Genomic DNA, 18,527 nt, shown 5'->3' with positions numbered 1-18,527 from the left:
AAAGAGAGCTACTTTTTTAATTGGGAGCTCTCTACATATTCGACTATATTATAAGAAAACCAATACGAACCCCCTAGCTATAATTTCGGCAAAAGTCGAGTTAAAACCTGCACTAGTAACTAGAAAGTCTGTTAATGCATCACCAATTGTTGTACTTGAATTTGATAGTAAGTAAATCAGCTTATTCATTGATGTCCAATGCAACATTACCAATTTAACACCATGGTCCTTTTCAATACTCTTGAGCATACTATCCCATGATTTTTGTCCGATTTTGTTCATTGATCGCGGGAGGCATCCACAAAGCGTCGAAGCGGTATTGGTGGGTTTCTATTTCGTTCCAAGTATTAGAATTTTTCAGCGGACTCCCAAAATCCCTTGTAAAGTGCATACGCCGTATTCACTTGTTCAACATATATAGTTTTTCATCGCACTGATTATTCCACTTTCATTCTAACGCTGTGAATTGGATTCGGAGTATCTATGAATAGCGCAATCCCTCAAACTTTTATCCCATCATAATAAACCCGTGATTACTGTTCTGAGAATGCCATACGAGTACAAGCAGCAAGAATCAGTTCTTCACCATTCAAAAATAACTTAAAATGAAAACATCAACAAAGAAACAACTGCCTATTACAGAAAACGCTATATCGAGCAAAGTAAATTCCCTCAATCCCTAAAAAAAGCAGTGTCCATTCACTTATTGTGAATGGGCACTGCTTTTTAATCTATTTTCATCAGATCCAGCGGTGTAATAATTCCAAGTAGTTTCTCTTCCGGTCTTCCACTTTCCGTAATGAGAAGTGCCTCAAGACGTTTTCCTTCAGCAACAGACTTTTTAAAATATTCCTCCGCTTCATAAACAGAAAGATCCATTCTTATAAATCGATACGTGTTTTTTTGTTTTTCATGGGAATAAATGTCGAGAAGTGTCGGCATTTCCCGGGAAATTATTTCATCTGTCATATTATCTGCAAGCCAATACGTAATGCCTGTCGCAGTAACAAGCCCAATGAATTTATTGCTCTGATAAATTGGTATCTGATTGAACTTTTTTTCCCGGATTAGTCTCAATCCGTAGGCAAGTGTATCAGTAGCTTGTAATATATGGACTTTTCGTAAAAACATATCACCGACTGTAACAGGTTTCGAAAGTTCTCGGTCAATATATTCAATTAGTTCCACAATATCATCATGTGGTTCTGCAATTGCATATTCAATATCAGTCCGATTATGGACAATTGCATTGCGTAAATCACCACATTCCCGCAAATCCCGCTCAAATTTCCGAATAACCGCATTCAAATGCTTGGATTTATCAATCAATCGCTGGAAAGACATATAGTTGCTTAAGCCACTTATTTTTTCCAAAGATTTTTCAATACGGTTAAATGCGAATATGAAGCGATCTGAATTGCGTGTAGTCATCTAGAACCCCTCCCTTTCAGAATAATTCGTCTTTATACGAATTATACCACAAAGGGTTATTTACACTGTTGTTTTTGCCGCATTCCGTTTCGACATAAATACTCCGAATACGATTAAGATGACGATTAGTATCACTGTCAGACCCGAACTCATCCATAAATCCGACAGTTCAGAGTTCGAATCGAACCAATAGGATGCATACATCGACAATTTCCATGGTGATACTGTCCAATAGGTACCGATAAGCGAATCTATAATTTGGTAGACAAGTGTAATTAGAATCGCTAGGCCCGCCGCCCCACCTGTCGGAAGCCATGCGCTTAGCGCTAAAATAACAGTGACAACGAAGACGAGCCATAAACTATACGTCGCAACAAAAGCAAATATTGCCCCTGCATCTACATGGTTAAAAAGGATTTCAATATAATACCAGGCAGCCATAAAGCCGAGCCAGACGCTTCCAAGTACAATCCCATTAACGACCAGCCACTTACTTAAAAAGTAATTTCGAAATGACATTGGGCGAACATATAGTAATGTGGCCGTTCCATTTTTCCGCTCTCCTGAAATCGTCCCCATGAAAGCAAGAATTATAACGAGAATACCGATCATTTGATATTGCCCCAGCAATGACTGGAAGATATCCTCTCCTTTGAACTCTGGCCATAAGAATTCAGCTTCTTCTGGCATATTACCTACACTTCTCATAATTTCAGGCAAAAAATGATTCGTTACGGGCTCCAAAATACCGAATATAATAAAGACGAGAGGAATCCATAACATTTTGAAATTCCGTGTATGTTCACGCCATTCTTTCTGCAATAACACACTAAATCCATTCATTAGACCACCGCCACTTTCATGAAGATATCTTCAAGGCTCGCCGTCTGCAGTTCCACTTTTCTCACTAAGAACTTGCCTGCGGTTAACATGGATAGGACCGATGACATTTCAGCTTCTTCCAACCGAACGTCAATCGAAACAACCAACCCTTTTGATGTCACTTGCCATGCAGTTGCTTCCATAAAGCGCTGCAACTCTTGCATCCCTTCGAATTCAATGACGATTCTCGGTTCCGCATAGCGCGCACGTACTTCATCAAGTGAACCGTGTTCGACAAGTTTCCCATGCCGTAAGAACAGCAACTGGTCTGTCATTTCTTCAGCGTCATTTAAAATATGAGTTGAATATAAAATCGTCGTTTTTCTTTGCAAGTCTTTCAACAAATCCATCACTTGACGGCGCCCAACTGGATCAAGTGCAGATACCGGCTCATCGAGTAAAAGTAGTTTTGGTTTATGGACAATTGCCTGCGCAAGCCCCAGACGCTGTTTCATTCCTCCGGAAAAAGTGCCCGTCTTTTTGTTCATCGCTTCGCCTAGGCCTACAAATTCCAAGGTCTTTTTCGCTTCTATTCTTGCTTGTTTTGTTTCCACCCCACTTAGTCGTGCAGCCATTTCAGTAAATTCAAGTGCAGATAGCCAAGGAAAGAACTTTGGATATTGTGGAAGAAATCCGATAATCGAACGGATATCCTGCTTTGCAGCACCCTGGAACTGTATTGATCCGCTTGTTGGCGAGACTAACCCTGCAAGCATAGACAGTGTCGTAGTTTTTCCAGCTCCATTTGGCCCTATCAAAGCCGTTGCTGTATGTTCTTCAAGTTCGAACGAGACAGCATCCACTACATGATTATTGATATATTTCTTCGTCAAATTATCTACTTGAAGTAAATTTGTCATACTTGCCGCCTCCCAAAGATAAAGTACAGTATTGATCCAATCAAACTGCCAAGAACAATGATGAAAATCCACATGATAAATGGACCGTTCGTCCGTCTATGGCGAATAACATCAACGAGTGCAACAATCATCAAAATGAATTGAAGTACAATCAATGGCATAAGTAGATTCCAAGGAATACTCGCGAGCTCAGACATAAACTTCACACCCTTTCTAACTATTAATGGTAAATTCAGTATACCACGACTGTTATACGTTGTATATAACAGGAGTACCGAAATAGTTATGATGCTAAAGAAGCTTATCAGTGCCACTCGAAACAACTCACTTGACGGTATATAAAAAAACTACCCAGTCACTAGGTAGTTTTCAATCAAATCTTGATTTAATTTAATCTTCTTTCCACTCTTTAATACGTTTTTTCACTTCAACTTCTAAATCTTCAAGCTTCATCTCATGATTTTCTTGATCAGGCTGCATTTGAAACCAGCTCACTTCATTCTCTTTATAATGACCTTGATATTCCTTACTGTCCAACGTCAACTCGAAGTGTAATGTTTCATTTGGCGTATCTTCAAATATTTCTTTCCTCACATTAAATTTCTCAATCATCTCTTCATCTCCTCCATTTCGCTCATGTAGAACTTCTTCCTCCCCGCCCTAAGCACTTTCAGGCTTATATTCCCTCAAAGAAAAGGGGGGAATTTCATGCCACTGTATTTGGAGATGTTGATTGTTTTGCTACAGCTTTTCTGTTTGCTGGAGATAAAACACGTTCCAGCCATCCCATAAAGAGGTCTGCGATGACCGCCATTAATGCGGTTGGAATTGCTCCGGCCAAAATAATGGATGCTCCATCTGTCACATTCGTCCCTCGAATGATAATGGAGCCGAGTCCTCCACCACCTATGAAAGCTCCAATTGTTGCCACACCAATTGCAATAACAAGAGCGGTCCGCAAACCTGCCATGATAACTGATAACGATAGCGGAAGTTCTACCATGAAGAGCATCTGCGTCCGTGTCATCCCCATTGCACGACCAGCTTCTAAAATAGGTTTTTCTACACTTTTTATACCTGTATACGTATTTTTTATAATAGGTAGCAAAGAGTACAAAAATAAACTCATAACAACTGTGTTCGGCCCAAGACCCATCGCAAGCATTAGAACAGCAAGCATTGCAAGGGCTGGAATAGTTTGAATAATATTCGTTACCGATAACACCCATCCACTCAATTTACCGTATCGGGCAATAAGAATACCCACTGGAATCCCAACAAGCGCCGCGAACAGGACTCCGTATGCAGACATAAGGAAATGCCTGACAAACTGATCCCACACATACGTGCCATTCACTGTGTAGTATGACCAAAGTTCTTGTAACGTTTCCATTCATTCACCCCCCGTGATTCAGTTGAAGTAATTGTTTTCTTCCAAAAATTCTTGTGCCACGATTGCAGGTTCTTTTTTATTAACATCTGCCTCGTAATTTAAACGTGTCATTGTTTCTCCGTCGATTTTACCTGCAAGTTTCTTCAGGATTATATCAATTTCTGGGTGCTGTTCGATTACATCTTTTCGCGTCACAGGTGAACATTCATAAGGCGGAAAAAACTTCTTGTCGTCTTCAAGCGTCTTCAAATTAAATGCTTTCAAACGTCCGTCAGTACTATAGGCCAAAACGACATCCATCTTACCACTATTCACCGCTTGGTAGACGAGCCCCAGAGACATGGGCAATGCTTCTCCGAATGTAAATCCATATGTATCAACGAATCCTTCATAGCCATCTCCTGCCCTGTTCAACCATGAGTTGTCTACACCCAGCGTTAAATCATCAGCTATCTTTTCTATATCCGAGACAGTTTCAAGTCCTTCTTTTTCAGCAAGGGCGGCTGTTACCGTGAGCGCATACGTATTTTGGAACCCGTATGAATCGTACCAAACCTGGTCAAATCGTTTATCAAACTCTTCCTGGACCAGCGTCATTGCCTCTTCTGGATCTGCTAGGGGCTCTACTTCTAAAATACTCGACATATCAGTACCCGTGTAGCGTGCAGCTGTAATATCTACTTGCCCGCTCGTCAACGCCTGGTGCTGAATGATTGAAGTTCCTAAATTTTCCACCATTTCAACATTCAAATCTGTTTCTTTTTCAATCATAAGTCGAATCATATGACCCAGTGTCGATGTTTCCGTACTTGTAAGTGTTGCAATTCGAATTGTGTCATTACCTCCTCCGAGGCCTGGAAGTGAACAACCCCCAATCAGCAGGCTGGCGGCCAATAATGGAAGTACTATTCTTTTCATACTTTTTCTGAACACTCTTTTTCCCTCCTTAAGAAACCACTTTTCTGCTTTCTTTAAGTCCTTTTGGCGTAGCGAAGGATTCAAAACGACCGAGCAGGAAATCGACTAGTAGCGCAAGCAACGTAACTGGTATCGCACCACCAATAATCAAGTCTGTCCTAAATAGATTCAGACCATCAAAGATAAAGTCCCCAAGCCCACCTCCACCAATGAATGATGCAAGTGTTGCCCATCCAATAAGGTAGACTGCAGACAGCCTTACACCAGCCATAATAACAGGAATTGCCAGAGGAAGTTCAACGTTCATCGTACGTTCAAACGCCGTCATTCCCATTCCCCTACCTGCCTCCACGAGATCCTGATTGACCTCTTTCACACCGATAAACGTATTTCTAAGGATTGGCAACATCGAATAAAGGAATAAAGCAACAATTGCGGGTGTTTTCCCGATTCCCAGAAGTGGTATGAAGAACGCAAGAATCGCAAGACTAGGAAATGTCTGGATAACTCCAACTACCCCCAATACAAAACCAGCTATCTTCGGCACTTTTGTAAGCATTATTCCAATTGGTACTGCAACAAGGATTCCAAGAAAAAGTGCAATAAATGATATGTACAAATGTTCCCAAGTCTTCGTTGCCAACTGGCTTCCATACTCCGAGAAAAAATCAATAAATCCGTTCATTCAAAAACCTCCTTTACACCTGACCAAGTGTCTGCTCTTCGCTTTCTCCCCAAATGGAGTCATAGACGATATCCACAAGGTTCGTTCTTGTAATCAAGCCGACCAAACGCCGATCTTCATCGACAACAGCTACGTATTTTAATCCACGTATAAGAATATTTCGCGTTGCTTCACGAAGAAGCGTATCTTCCTGAACGACGGTCAATTCCGTAGACATGACTTCCTTGACCTGCGTTTCCATATTGCGGCCTCTGTCTATCATCTCGACATTGAGCAAACCTTTCAGTACATTGTTTTCATCAACGACAAGAAGCGAATCCACACGGCGCTCTCGCATAAGCTGAACTGCTTGAGACAGTGTCCCTTCCGTTTTGAAGGAGACAGGGTTCGGGTTCATAATTTGTCCCACCGTCTGTATACGTTGTTGAGCTTGCAAAAGACGGTCTTTACCGATGAAATCCTCTACGAATTCATTGGCCGGATCTCTTAAAATTTCGTCTGGAGTTCCCATTTGCACAATTTTGCCATCTTTCATAATTACAATGCGATCTGCGAGCTTAATTGCTTCATCCATATCGTGCGTGACAAAAATAATTGTTTTACCAAGTGTCCTTTGAAGATGTTTGAATTCTGCCTGTAACGAATCGCGGGTAATCGGATCTAGCGCACCAAAAGGCTCGTCCATAAGGATAAGGGGAGGATCAGCTGCTAATGCACGAAGTACACCGATACGCTGTTGCTGACCTCCACTTAGTTCATGGGGGTAGCGATCAAGGAATTCTTTCGGCATATTGACAAGTTCGATTAACTCATCAGCCTTATTGTTTCGCTCCTCAACCGACTTCTTCATAAGCCGCGGGACAAGTGCAATATTTTCTCGAATGGTCATGTGGGGGAAAAGACCAATTTGTTGAATGACATAGCCAATTGAACGTCGCAATTGCACGATGTTCTTTTCCATAATATTTTCTCCATTGATCAATATTTTACCCTCTGTGGGTTTAACTAATCGATTGATCATCTTCATAGTTGTCGTCTTTCCACAACCACTCGGACCGATAAAGACGATAAATTCACCTGCATTGATATGTAAATCTAAGTTATCTACAGCTTTTTTACCTCCAGCATAAATCTTTGACACATTTTTAAATTCAAGCACACATTTCGCCCCCTATGATTAAACTGTTCAACCATCTTTATACGTATTCTGAGCAGATACCTATTTCTATGGGCTACCCTTTTTCATCACTTTTCAAACATGATTATGACGGTTTGTTAATATCTCTCAATTATCACCGATATAACATGTAAAGAGGAGGTTGTGCCATGCTTGGAATATGGCAGGCGACAGGAATGAATGTCATCCGCAATATGACTATGCAAAACAATCAAGTAATGCGGTCGATGGAGCGATTGTCTTCAGGTATGCGCATAAACAGAGCTGCAGATGATCCAGCAGGCCTTGCAATTTCAGAGAAAATGCGTGCGCAAATCCGAGGTCTATCGATGGCGGGACGCAACATCCAAGACGGTATTTCCCTATTCCAAACAGCTGAAGGTGCTTTAAATGAAACACACGCCATACTGCAACGGATGCGTGAACTAAGCGTACAGGCTGCCAATGGAACAGTGACAGATTCCGATCGTGAAGCCCTCTCTCTAGAATTTGTAGAACTAAAAAAGGAAATCACTCGTATTTCAAAAGATACAGAGTTCAATACATTGCCACTGTTAGACGGTTCACGCTCTTCCTTGAAGATTCAAGCCGGGGCGAATGCCGGCCAATCAATTGAATTTTTCATTGGTGATATGAGTGCAGAGACAATCGGTTTGTCTGACGCATCGATTTCAACCCAATCCAAGGCCAATGATGCAATTGGATTACTCGACAATGCAATTAAAAACGTATCCTCAGAACGCTCTAGAATAGGTGCCTATACAAACCGGCTTGAACATGCTTACAACAATACACTCGTCATGGAAGAAAACTTAATCGCAGCCGAATCCCGCATAAGAGATGTCGACATCGCCAAGGAAATGATGGCACTCACGAAAGCAAACATTCTACTTCAGGCCGGTCAATACGTACTCGCTATGCACATGCAACAAGCCCAGTCCGTACTACAGCTATTAAAACAATAAAAAGGCAATCGTGTTGTCTTATCGACATGCACAATTGCCTTTTTATGTGTATAAACCATCAAATCCAAGTATAGGAACCCGATCTTCCTCAATTACAATATCTTCAAGAAGTATTTCTATTATGTATTGAAATTCCCCATAAGGACGCACTTCGATCCGTTCTTTGACAAATGGATTGTTTGTTACCAATGCAACTTTCCCAGTCTTATCATCATATCCTTCTACTGCAAAACGGTAGCCTTCAATCATCCCATATGGAATGACTTCATACGCATCCTCTAATTCCTCGACGGAAATAGTCTTAATATAAACATGGTTAGATCCATTCTTCTTCACGAACCCATTCCTTAAGTCTAAAGGATCCGCCGATTGCAAATAGTATTGTCGTTGATAAGAAGCCAATTCAAACTCCCTTTTATCCCATAAAGCAAATCGACCTTTTCTAATCATCCCATCTCCTCCCACTATTTTGTATCTACCTATATTATATGTAATATATCGAAGGTTGGGTACATAAGTTTAGTCACCTTTTTATACAATAAATTAGACCTTTTGAACCTATTCTGAACAAATACCATTGAGTATTATTTTTTTCTCCCATGTTTAATGTTTTTTCATGCAGGGTATCTATTATCTAACAAGAATAAAAAGGAGGCTTTACAATGACAAACGGTAGTTTCTCAGACAAAGTCAAAGGGACAGTAAACAAAGTGAAAGGTGAAACAAAGGATCAGATAGGCAATGCCACAAATGATCCTTCACTACAAGCTGAAGGTAAGTTTGATAAGTTAAAAGGCGAAGCGCAAAAGAAAATCGGAGAACTAAAAGATAAAATTTCCGATAATAACAATCGATAATCTTTAAAAAGTAAGTCATCTATCAAACAGTGATAGCTATAAGTCCATACCTGTTAAGAAATAGGAATAAGTGTATCAATATGCATCATTCTTTTGATTATATGACTGTATGTCCCCCTTTTTTAGACGGAGGGGGCTTTTTAATTTGTTGAGGTAGTGTGAAATTATTAAGGCGTGAATGTAAATTTTGCGAAACTAATAGGGTAACCGTAATAACAACTATTTTAGTTGAAATAAAGATCCCCTTGTAGGGCGCCTCCGCTTAGTTTATTTAGGTATTCATTTGTTCAACATATATATAAAATAGTACGGCTGTTTGCAATGGGTAAACAGCCGTCTTCTGCCACTCATAAGTTTCTTGTATTGAGGCGTGGGACCGTACCGTCATTATCAATCATTTGTTGGTTTCCATCCTGACCATCCAATAGTTCTCCGCTCAGGCCACGTTCTGTACTACTATCCATCTCATCCAGTGCCTTACTTTTAACGAATAGAGCAACGCCACCATTTTTAACCTCATTGTAATAGCCCCTTGATTGCTGTTCTGAAAACCCCATGCGTGAAAAAGCATTCAGAATGGGTTCTTCACCGCCCAAAAATAGTTTAAAACGATCTAACCAATTATCATCTGCTGTACCGAGGAGTTCGGCACCGGTCTGTCCCCGAAGCATTGAAATATTATCTTCTTCATTGGTAACAACATACATATCACTTTCATCATAGCCTTGCGCTTTCAATTCTGTAATTTTATATAAAACTGTATCAATGGAATGAAATGTACCGATATACTTCTTGTTTTCCATTTTACAAATATCCTCCTTTTCGATGATATTGCCTTTGTTTCTTATTGTACCCGTCCAAACCATTAAGAAACGCACTGCTCCATCAAATCGGATGTTTAGTTTCTGTAAAAGAGTGAATAACATAAGGACAAGAGAATATTCCACGGCAAACTCGAAGATGAAAGGAGTCTGTTTTTGATGACTAACAAAAAAGTATTTACTGAACGTGACCGAAAGGATGCTGAAGGACCATACATGGATAATCCCGAAAACCTCCGAACTGATAAGGAAAGCATTTACGATATGCATGAAGATATGAAAACTGTCGACTCTATTCCTCTGGAAGATTTAAAATTGGAAGAACGGGAAGAGAAACATCATCACGATTCCAAAAGTAATTCATCCAGCGAAGAGAAATTCCGCGGCTCTAGACTTAAAAAACAGTAAAAAACTGTACCCCATTCATATAATGTGATTGGGGTACAGTTTTGGTTTATGGACAATCGCCTACGTAATAATAGTTGTTTCATTCCCCCGGAAAAGTATCCGTCTTTTCGTTCATCGCTTCTCCTAGACCGACAAATTCCTATGTCTTTTTTGCTTGCCTTATGACACCTGCTTAGCCACGCAAGTATTTCTGTATATTCAAATGCAGATAGCCGAGGAATACTTGAGAGTTCAACCATTAATTTCACAATTTTTCTATTTGTTAATGGTAAATATAGTATAGGAATTTCACACGTGTGTTGATTAACCAGTAAAGTACTGCTTATTTTTGTGATGAAACACTAAGCACTTTATGTACAGGTGCTTTTGAATTACTTTGGATTGAAAGTTCAACGCAAAAAAACGGCAACAAAAATCGTTACCGTCGATGTACTTCAAAGTTATTAATGTCCTAGATAAGCCTTTTTTATCGTATCATCTTGCAGCAGCTCTTTCGCGTTACCACTCGCGACCACTTTACCTGTCTCAAGCACATAGCCATAGTCCGCAACTTTTAAAGCCTGACGTGCATTTTGTTCAACCAGCAAAACAGTCGTTCCTGCTTCATTAATCTCTTTAATTATTTTAAAGATATCTGCAACGATTAATGGGGCCAGTCCCATCGATGGTTCATCAAGTAAAAGTAACTTGGGCTTAGACATTATTACTCGCGCAATCGCCAGCATTTGTTGTTGGCCGCCTGAAAGTGTACCTCCTAGCTGAGATTTTCTTTCCCTCAGTATTGGAAATCGATCCATCGCCTTTTCAAGATCAGCATTCACTTCAGCGTCATTTCGATGATACGCTCCCATTTCCAAGTTTTCTAAAACAGTCATAGAAGCCAAAATACCTCGTCCTTCTGGAACTAAAGCTAACCCTTTTCTTAAAAGCTGATCAGGTCGTTGTCCAGTTACATCCTTACCCAAATAATGAATACTACCTTCTTTCGGTTTCAATAAACCTGCAATCGTATTCATCATCGTTGTTTTCCCCGCTCCGTTTGCACCGAGGATGGTTACTATCGTCCCCTCCTCAACCGTTACATCAACGCTTTTCAATGCCTGAATCTTATCGTAAAAAGTACTGACATTCTGTAGTTTAAGCAAGCTCATCTTCCTCCTCAACCCCGAGGTAGGCTTCAATTACTTCTTTATTGTTTTGAATACTGCTCGGTGTACCTTCTGCAATTTTCTTTCCAAAGTTCAATACCACAATACGGCTACAAATCCGCATAACAAGTGGCATATCATGTTCAATTAATAAAATAGTTATATTTAGCGCTTGAATTTTCTTGATCAAATCAAACAAATCATTTGTCTCTTTTTCATTCATTCCCGCAGCTGGCTCGTCAAGAAGCAATAATTTAGGTCGACTTGCCAAAGCTCTTGCAATTTCTAATCTACGTTGTTGACCGTAAGCAAGGTTTTTCGCAATCGTTTGACTGTATTCTGACAATCCAACAATTTCTAGAATCTCATCCGAGCTTTTCAGAACATTTTCCTCTTCTTGCTTTTGATATTTCGTCCGAAACACACTTTGCAAAACACCAGTAGTGAGACGACAGTGATTTCCTACCATTACATTTTCGCGAACAGTTAACTCTGAAAAGAGTCTGATGTTTTGGAATGTACGACAAATGCCCTGTTTCGTAATTTCATGCGGTTTCAAACCTGCAAGCGACTGTCCTGTAAATTCTATCTCACCAGAACTAGGAGGAAACATGGCGGTAATCATATTAAACATTGTTGTTTTCCCAGCACCATTTGGCCCTATCAAGCCAAGCACTTCTCCTTGTTCTATTGAAAAAGAAACATCTGTCAATGCTTGAATCCCACCAAAGTTTTTACTTATCTTTTTTATTTCCAGTACCATGTTTTCCCTCCTTCTTCTTTAATCTTGGACGTTTAATCCAATTGACGACATTCATATCAATGAGCCCCTGTGGCCGGAACGCCATCATCAATACAAGGAGTGCACCGTAAATCATGAAACGATACTCGCTGATAACACGTAAAAACTCTGGCATTGTTGAAAGGAAAATAGCACCGAATATCGGTCCCCAAATGACTTCACTTCCTCCAAATATAGCAAAGATCAGAATTTCAACAGCACGATGATAATCGAAATCTGATGGACTAATATAAGCCGTTAAATGTGCATATAATGCACCTGCAAATCCAGCAAGTAGCGCTCCTTGACCGAATGCTAGAATCTTATAGTATGTAATGTTAATACCCATTGCTTCCGATGCCTCTTCATCCATTTTAATAGAAGCAAATGCACGCCCAATTCTAGAATTACTTTGTCTAATAAAGAACCAAATAACGCCAATGCTAATCATCAGTAATACAAGAAAAACTGCTAAACTTATAAATTGGTTATTTTTCAATCCAATCATTTCCGGACTAAAACCTAAACTGTTACTAAAACTCAAAATCTCTCGCCCAAGATGAGGGATACCCCGAATCCCAATAGCACCATTTGTTAAACCTTCCCAATTGATAAACAGTACTCGAATGACCTCCCCAAACCCAAGCGTCGCAATCGCAAGATATACGCCTTGTAACCTTAGGGCAGGAAAACCAATTAACACGCCAATAAAACCTGTAAATACAGCTGCAATAATAATACCGAGTATTAGAGGTACATTATAATTAAGCGTTAAAATAGCCGACGTGTATGCACCTATACTCATGAATCCTGCATGCCCCAGTGACAATTGCCCTGTTCCAAGTGTTATGTAAATACTAACACCAAGGATAATATTCAATAAAATAAAAGTTGCAACTTGCAAATAATATGGGTTTATTAATTCGCTTAACATATAATCACCCCCTTGATTTCGATGTTGCCGTACCGAAAAGTCCTTGTGGTCTCACAATTAAAATAATGATAATAGCTAAAAACGCTATCGCATCACGATAGCCTGAATTTCCATAAGCTACTAAAAACGTTTCAGAAAGCCCTAATATTAACCCGCCCGCCATCGCACCACGAACGTTTCCTAAACCACCAAGAATGATAATAGCTAAACCTTTTAATCCGAATGATAAACCCATTTGTGGATTAACTGAGTTGAATGCAATCCCAACTAGAATTCCAGCAATTCCACCCATTGCAGATGCAATAATAACTGTTTGTGTAATCATCCTTTTCGTATTAACACCTAGTAGGCTTGCAACAGCTAAATTTTCCGCACTTGCACGTAATGCCTTGCCCGCCTTTGTTTTCGATAGCCAAAATGTGAGTCCAAACATTAATAGAATCGCAATAATGAAGATAAGAATTTGGACATAATAGACGGTTGTTGAACCAATCGTAATGTTCAACTCTGAAAAACTTGTCCGAAATGGATGATTTCCAGCTCCAAAAAAGTGATGAGCAGCATTTTCAAGAAAAATAGATACCCCAATCGTACTGATAAGCGGAGCAAGATGGGACACGCCCTCTTTACCTCTCAGTGGTCTTAATGCAAAACGCTCAAGGAAATAACCTAATATACCTGTAACAATAATTGCGACCAAAAAGGCCACATATAATGGTAAACCTAAACTATTCGTTACAATAACGCCCATAAATGCACCAAACATAAAAATTTCCCCATGCCCCATATTGACAATGTTAAGGACACCAAACACCAACGTATAACCGAGGGCAACAACAACATAAATACTACCCAATGTAAGACCATTTATTAATTGTTCGATTAGCAATGTGCACCCTCCTTATCCATTCTCAGCTTTTTTAAATAGTTAAAATAGAAATGTAATCAGGCTGCAAACATCTCAACCTGATTGCCAATCATTTATTCGAACACTACATACTCATTACCTTCAATAATTAATACAGTTGGTTCCATGACAATATCTCCGTCTTCATCAAATGACATTGTGCCCAATACACCTTTAAAATCCTTGAGTGTTGCTAACGCATCGCGAATTTCATCGCGGTCAGCTACACCTGCATTTTTAACCGCTTCAGCCATTAGATACAATCCATCATAAGCTTGTGCAGCAAACTGATCTGGTTCAACTCCATATGCTTCTGTATAGTTTTTAACAAAGTTCTTTACTTTTTCGTCATCCTTTTGAGCAAACCACGGTGTCGCAACGATTAAACCATTGGATGCATCTCCAGCAATTTTGATAACTTCCGGTGAGTTGAATCCATTCCCACCCACAAATGGAACATCAAGCCCCATTTTTCTAGCTTGGTCTAAAATTACCGCACCTTCATTATACAAAGCAGATGCAAGAATCAAATCCGGGTTCAAGTTCTTTATTTTCGTCAATTGTGCTTTATAATCGGATTGACCTAACTGGAATGTTTCTGTCGTAACGACCTCCAGATTTAAGTCTTCTGCTACTTTTTTCATTACATCGTAACCCGCTTTTGTAAATACATCGTCATTTCCATATAAAATCGCTACTTTTTTAACATCATATTTTTCAATTGCTTTTTGTACTGACGCTGGAATCGCTAGTGTCTCAGGAATTGAGTTTCTAAATACATAATCCCCAAGTTGAGGAATCCCCTCAGCCGTATTTGAAGTCCCCATGATTGGAACACCATTTAAATCTGCTTCAGGTCCAACAACAAACATTTCTGTACTAAGCGTAGGCCCAATAATTGCATCGACATTATCTGAGTTCATCAATTTCTGTGCAGCTGATAATGCTTCTTCTTGTTTACCAGCTGAGTCTTCAATCTTTAATTCCAGGTCAACTTCCCCTGCTTCTTTAAGTTCTTTATTGGCCAGTTTCAAGCCATTCGTAATTGCTTCTCCATAGCCAGCTCCTGGTCCAGTTAAATAAGAAATGACACCTATTTTAGCCTTTACCGGGCCATCTGCTCCTGTTTCTTTGTCGCCCGCATCCTTCGTATCGGTTCCACAAGCTGTCAGCACAACTAGCGTGAACATCATCAAGACTGAAAATAGCAGTTTTATTCTCTTATTCATTTAATCCCATCCCCTTTAATAGTTAAAAATAGTGATAATTCTAAATATACACCACTATTTAGTTAATTGGAATATCAAATAAAAAATCCTCCCTATAAAAAAGGGAGGATTCCATTATTCATCTATTTCTTCAAGCCGAGGCATTGCCGACAATGCGCCCGATTTTGTTGCACAGAGTGCACCGAGTTTATTGCCAAAGGAAATATAGTCAATCCACTCATCGCGGGTTTTTGGTTTCCCTTTCAATTGGATTTGGCGAAGAATTCCTGCAATGAATGCATCGCCTGCTCCCGTCGTATCGACAGCTATGATGGGTTCAACGCCTACATGTGTCATGCTGCCGTCAATGACAGCAAACGTACCGAGCTCACCCGCGGTGACGAGTATTACAGGAATCCGATAAGGTGCTAACTTGAGGATTCCATCTTTCAACGTATCTGTCTCCGTTAGGAAAAAAAGCTCCTCTTCGGTCAGTTTCAGCAGATTGGTGTTCTCAACAAATGACATGATTGTCTCACGGCAATGCGCTTCACTCTTCCACCTTAGCGGGCGGATATTTGCGTCTAATGACAAAGGCACTCCAAACTTATTAGCTAGACGTACCGCTTCCCGCGTCGTTTGTAGAGCTGTTAAATGAAACATTGTGCCCGAACAAATATGCAATACGGAAGCATCTTGAAATGCCTCTATAGACAAATCAGTAGTTTCTACCTGGATATCAGGCGTCTCATCTATATATGTATGAAAAATACGGTCGTTGTCATCCGTCAAATGGACATACACGCCACTCACCCGTTTGTCATTCTCCAGTTTAGCAAACGTCAAGTCGACGCCTTCTTTCCTCAATTCATTCCGAACAAATTCGGAAGTTTCGTCATCTCCTGTCACGGTGATGAATGCGGACGAAGCGCCAAGCCTAGAAATACCCGCTGCCACATTGACCGTTGCTCCGCCAAGAAACGTCGTGAATGTTGAATTGGACTGGTCTTCCGCTATATAATCGACGAATGCATCGCCGTAAATTAAAACATGTTTTTTATTCGCATCAATCATGAATGTACACCCTATCACTTTATTTTTCCCAATCGTATCATGGAACACGATTTACAGGAAGAGTACGGAAATATATCGCTTTAAAAGTTGAAATAAAGAATTTCTTCCAATCCCCTTCGGCGCTTTCGGAACACGCCTGTTGATTAACCAAAAGTAACTAGTGAATAACATGATCACCTACTGGGCGCTACGTATATAATTTACTTTGGATTGAATGACTTCTATACGATTACCGAGATGTCTGGATATGTAGGGATGCGACAGGCAACTATTCGCAATAGGATTACTGAAAAGAGTGTCGTGATAATTTCGCCGAAAGCGAACCGGAAATGATCCAGTGAAAACGGATTTTTCCAAGCCCTACTCACCAGTATTTTATACAAACAAATAGTTATTCAACAGACGTGACTTTATAATCGAATCATTACACCCCACAATTTAAATTCATGTTAGTTGTCTGACCTCTGACCTGTAATTCTTTCCCTAATCGTGGTATACTGTTTGGATGGAACGGGAGGATTTTCTTATGAAACAATGGATTTATCCACTACTTATCGTCTTTGCAGCAAGCTGTTATGGTATTCTTTCAACAATTATTAAACTCGCGATTCAAGATGGTTACACTGCTGCTGAAGCAGTAACGAGCCAATACTTTGTCGGTTTTTTCATAGCTCTACTTATCTTCGTCTTTGTACGACGTAAAGTCCCAAAGTTTGGCGGTGGTGTGACACTCCTTCTTGCAGGGTTATTTACTGCAACGACTGGTACGGTATACGGCCAAGCCATTGAATACATGCCTGCTTCTCTTGCGGTTGTTATGCTATTCCAATTCACTTGGGTAGGAATGCTGTTCGACTGTATCGCGAAACGACGCCTTCCAAAACGGATTGAAGTCATTTCACTTCTTTTCCTTTTCGGCGGTACAATTCTTGCAGCCGGTATTATCGATGCAGATCTTAGCGGAATTCCTTGGCAAGGTTGGGCATGGGGAATGGCTTCAGCTGTCAGCTTTGCATCATTCGTTATGATTAATTCACGACAAGTTGAAGGAATGGATACGGAAACGCGTCTACTGTTCACATCGTTTTTCGCAGCAATTGCAATCTTCTTTTTCCAATCGCCCGAAATCGTCTGGAACGGTACGTTGTTTAACGAAAATTTATGGGTATACGGTTTGATCCTAGGATTGTTCGGGATTGTCATTCCGATTTACCTCTTCTCAATTGCAGTACCGAAAGTTGGGACTGCGATGACATCGATTTTAAGCGCAGCAGAACTTCCCGTTGCTGTCACCGCGTCCGTTATTTTATTGAGCGAAGCGCTGACAATTTTCCAAGTAATTGGTATTATTATTATCGTAATTGGTATGACGTTACCGACCATTGCGCAGAGAAGATTGAAATACAACTGATAGTTTCAACAGCCCACTGCACTTGCAGGTGGGTTGTTTTCTTTACAACAGTTAGTATTTGATATAATAGAGGATGTAGAAGGAGGTTTTTAATAATGGACATAACAATTCGACAAGCACAACCGACTGATGCCGAACAGGCTGCACCGCTTATTATCGACGCAATCGGTGATATCGCTAAAAGAATGACAGGCGAAACAGAATGGGACAAGGTAGAGCAGGAACTATGCGTACTTTTCAAGCGTGAGGATAACCGACACTCCCATCTCTATACATATATTGCCGAGCTGGATGGAAAAGTAGCAGGTATTATGGTGTTGTATGCAGGCGCAGATGCCCCTGAACTCGATCGGAATTTAAGTGAGTGGCTTGCTAAAAAAGGTGCTACTAACTCTGAAGTCGAAGCGGAATCGTTAGCTGACGAACTTTACATCGATACAGTTTGTATTGATCCTGCATTTCGCGGTAAAGGAATCGGTACGGAGTTGTTTGAGTACGCAGAAGAAGTCGCGAAACAAAAATACAGTGCAAAGCTTTCTTTAAACGTCGAAACACAAAAAGAACCAGCTATTCGTCTATACAAACGGCTGGGTTATGAAATCGTCTCACCCTGGACAATCATTGGTGAACCTTTTCATCATATGGTGAAAATTGTTTAACTAAGAAC

The 18,527-nt window shown here is 40.2% G+C and carries 22 protein-coding genes; 5 read left to right on the top strand and 17 right to left on the bottom strand.

Annotation, left to right across the window (positions count from 1 at the left end; genetic code table 11):
* Window positions 1-726 precede the first annotated feature (726 nt).
* The 9 genes from MKZ26_RS15680 to MKZ26_RS15640 all read right to left on the bottom strand — a co-directional run bounded on the left by MKZ26_RS15680 (window position 727) and on the right by MKZ26_RS15640 (window position 7,328).
* The gene (locus MKZ26_RS15680) at window positions 727-1,431 is read right to left on the bottom strand and encodes a CBS domain-containing protein (RefSeq protein WP_340766726.1); all 705 of its coding nucleotides are present in this window, start codon (window positions 1,429-1,431) and stop codon (window positions 727-729) included.
* A gap of 60 nt (window positions 1,432-1,491) precedes the next feature.
* Window positions 1,492-2,274 carry an ABC transporter permease gene (locus tag MKZ26_RS15675; RefSeq protein WP_340766725.1) on the bottom strand — a complete coding sequence of 261 codons (783 nt, stop codon included), beginning with the start codon at window positions 2,272-2,274 and terminating at the stop codon, window positions 1,492-1,494.
* Complete coding sequence (locus MKZ26_RS15670; RefSeq protein WP_067213635.1) at window positions 2,274-3,173, bottom strand: ABC transporter ATP-binding protein; 900 nt, start codon at window positions 3,171-3,173, stop codon at window positions 2,274-2,276. The genes MKZ26_RS15675 and MKZ26_RS15670 overlap by 1 nt, the downstream gene beginning before the upstream one ends.
* A complete protein-coding gene (locus tag MKZ26_RS15665; RefSeq protein WP_340766724.1) occupies window positions 3,170-3,370 on the bottom strand; it encodes a PLDc N-terminal domain-containing protein in 201 nt (66 codons plus the stop codon). The genes MKZ26_RS15670 and MKZ26_RS15665 overlap by 4 nt, the downstream gene beginning before the upstream one ends.
* Window positions 3,371-3,563: 193 nt before the next feature.
* The gene (locus tag MKZ26_RS15660) at window positions 3,564-3,785 is read right to left on the bottom strand and encodes a hypothetical protein (protein WP_340766723.1); all 222 of its coding nucleotides are present in this window, start codon (window positions 3,783-3,785) and stop codon (window positions 3,564-3,566) included.
* A 94-nt stretch (window positions 3,786-3,879) separates the two neighbouring features.
* Window positions 3,880-4,566: an ABC transporter permease gene (locus MKZ26_RS15655; protein ID WP_340766722.1), complete on the bottom strand. Its 687-nt coding sequence runs from the start codon at window positions 4,564-4,566 to the stop codon at window positions 3,880-3,882.
* A gap of 18 nt (window positions 4,567-4,584) precedes the next feature.
* Complete coding sequence (locus MKZ26_RS15650) at window positions 4,585-5,484, bottom strand: osmoprotectant ABC transporter substrate-binding protein (RefSeq protein ID WP_340767668.1); 900 nt, start codon at window positions 5,482-5,484, stop codon at window positions 4,585-4,587.
* Between the two features lie 28 nt (window positions 5,485-5,512).
* Entirely contained in the window at window positions 5,513-6,169 is a 657-nt protein-coding gene (locus MKZ26_RS15645) for an ABC transporter permease (protein WP_067213639.1), read from the bottom strand.
* A gap of 13 nt (window positions 6,170-6,182) precedes the next feature.
* A complete protein-coding gene (locus tag MKZ26_RS15640) occupies window positions 6,183-7,328 on the bottom strand; it encodes a betaine/proline/choline family ABC transporter ATP-binding protein (RefSeq protein ID WP_340766721.1) in 1,146 nt (381 codons plus the stop codon).
* A 167-nt stretch (window positions 7,329-7,495) separates the two neighbouring features.
* Between MKZ26_RS15640 and MKZ26_RS15635 the strand changes: the two genes are divergently transcribed.
* A complete protein-coding gene (locus tag MKZ26_RS15635; protein ID WP_067213641.1) occupies window positions 7,496-8,311 on the top strand; it encodes a flagellin N-terminal helical domain-containing protein in 816 nt (271 codons plus the stop codon).
* 42 nt (window positions 8,312-8,353) lie between these two features.
* Here MKZ26_RS15635 and MKZ26_RS15630 read toward each other — a convergent pair whose 3' ends face one another.
* Window positions 8,354-8,761 carry a hypothetical protein gene (locus MKZ26_RS15630; protein ID WP_340766720.1) on the bottom strand — a complete coding sequence of 136 codons (408 nt, stop codon included), beginning with the start codon at window positions 8,759-8,761 and terminating at the stop codon, window positions 8,354-8,356.
* 212 nt (window positions 8,762-8,973) lie between these two features.
* On the opposite strand from MKZ26_RS15630, the gene MKZ26_RS15625 reads away from it, so the two are divergent.
* Complete coding sequence (locus MKZ26_RS15625) at window positions 8,974-9,168, top strand: CsbD family protein (RefSeq protein ID WP_340766719.1); 195 nt, start codon at window positions 8,974-8,976, stop codon at window positions 9,166-9,168.
* 347 nt (window positions 9,169-9,515) lie between these two features.
* On the opposite strand, the gene MKZ26_RS15620 is transcribed toward MKZ26_RS15625, so the two are convergent.
* Entirely contained in the window at window positions 9,516-9,971 is a 456-nt protein-coding gene (locus tag MKZ26_RS15620) for a general stress protein (RefSeq protein WP_340766718.1), read from the bottom strand.
* Between the two features lie 177 nt (window positions 9,972-10,148).
* Here MKZ26_RS15620 and MKZ26_RS15615 point away from each other — a divergent pair, with 177 nt between their 5' ends.
* Window positions 10,149-10,397, top strand: a complete 249-nt coding sequence (locus MKZ26_RS15615) for a hypothetical protein (protein ID WP_340766717.1) — start codon at window positions 10,149-10,151, stop codon at window positions 10,395-10,397.
* Between the two features lie 443 nt (window positions 10,398-10,840).
* Here the strand turns inward: MKZ26_RS15615 and MKZ26_RS15610 are convergent, their stop codons facing one another.
* The 6 genes from MKZ26_RS15610 to MKZ26_RS15585 form a co-directional block, all read right to left on the bottom strand.
* The gene (locus tag MKZ26_RS15610) at window positions 10,841-11,542 is read right to left on the bottom strand and encodes an ABC transporter ATP-binding protein (RefSeq protein WP_340766716.1); all 702 of its coding nucleotides are present in this window, start codon (window positions 11,540-11,542) and stop codon (window positions 10,841-10,843) included.
* On the bottom strand, window positions 11,535-12,308 hold the full coding sequence (locus tag MKZ26_RS15605) for an ABC transporter ATP-binding protein (protein ID WP_067213647.1): 774 nt from the start codon (window positions 12,306-12,308) through the stop codon (window positions 11,535-11,537). Before MKZ26_RS15605 ends, MKZ26_RS15610 begins: the two co-directional genes overlap by 8 nt.
* A complete protein-coding gene (locus tag MKZ26_RS15600; RefSeq protein WP_340766715.1) occupies window positions 12,280-13,260 on the bottom strand; it encodes a branched-chain amino acid ABC transporter permease in 981 nt (326 codons plus the stop codon). Before MKZ26_RS15600 ends, MKZ26_RS15605 begins: the two co-directional genes overlap by 29 nt.
* Window positions 13,261-13,264: 4 nt before the next feature.
* On the bottom strand, window positions 13,265-14,149 hold the full coding sequence (locus MKZ26_RS15595) for a branched-chain amino acid ABC transporter permease (RefSeq protein ID WP_067213649.1): 885 nt from the start codon (window positions 14,147-14,149) through the stop codon (window positions 13,265-13,267).
* Window positions 14,150-14,241: 92 nt separating this feature from the next.
* Complete coding sequence (locus tag MKZ26_RS15590) at window positions 14,242-15,396, bottom strand: ABC transporter substrate-binding protein (RefSeq protein WP_067213650.1); 1,155 nt, start codon at window positions 15,394-15,396, stop codon at window positions 14,242-14,244.
* A 114-nt stretch (window positions 15,397-15,510) separates the two neighbouring features.
* Window positions 15,511-16,449, bottom strand: coding sequence for a carbohydrate kinase family protein (locus MKZ26_RS15585; protein ID WP_340766714.1), 939 nt, complete (start codon window positions 16,447-16,449; stop codon window positions 15,511-15,513).
* A 526-nt stretch (window positions 16,450-16,975) separates the two neighbouring features.
* Here MKZ26_RS15585 and MKZ26_RS15580 point away from each other — a divergent pair.
* Both MKZ26_RS15580 and MKZ26_RS15575 read left to right on the top strand, forming a co-directional pair.
* Window positions 16,976-17,860, top strand: coding sequence for an EamA family transporter (locus MKZ26_RS15580; RefSeq protein ID WP_067213652.1), 885 nt, complete (start codon window positions 16,976-16,978; stop codon window positions 17,858-17,860).
* 95 nt (window positions 17,861-17,955) lie between these two features.
* The gene (locus MKZ26_RS15575; RefSeq protein ID WP_338654613.1) at window positions 17,956-18,519 is read left to right on the top strand and encodes a GNAT family N-acetyltransferase; all 564 of its coding nucleotides are present in this window, start codon (window positions 17,956-17,958) and stop codon (window positions 18,517-18,519) included.
* Window positions 18,520-18,527: the final 8 nt, after the last annotated feature.

This window comes from Sporosarcina sp. FSL K6-6792 (assembly GCF_038004885.1).
Classification (GTDB): domain Bacteria; phylum Bacillota; class Bacilli; order Bacillales_A; family Planococcaceae; genus Sporosarcina; species Sporosarcina psychrophila.
This window is presented reverse-complemented; position numbering and strand designations above follow the sequence as displayed.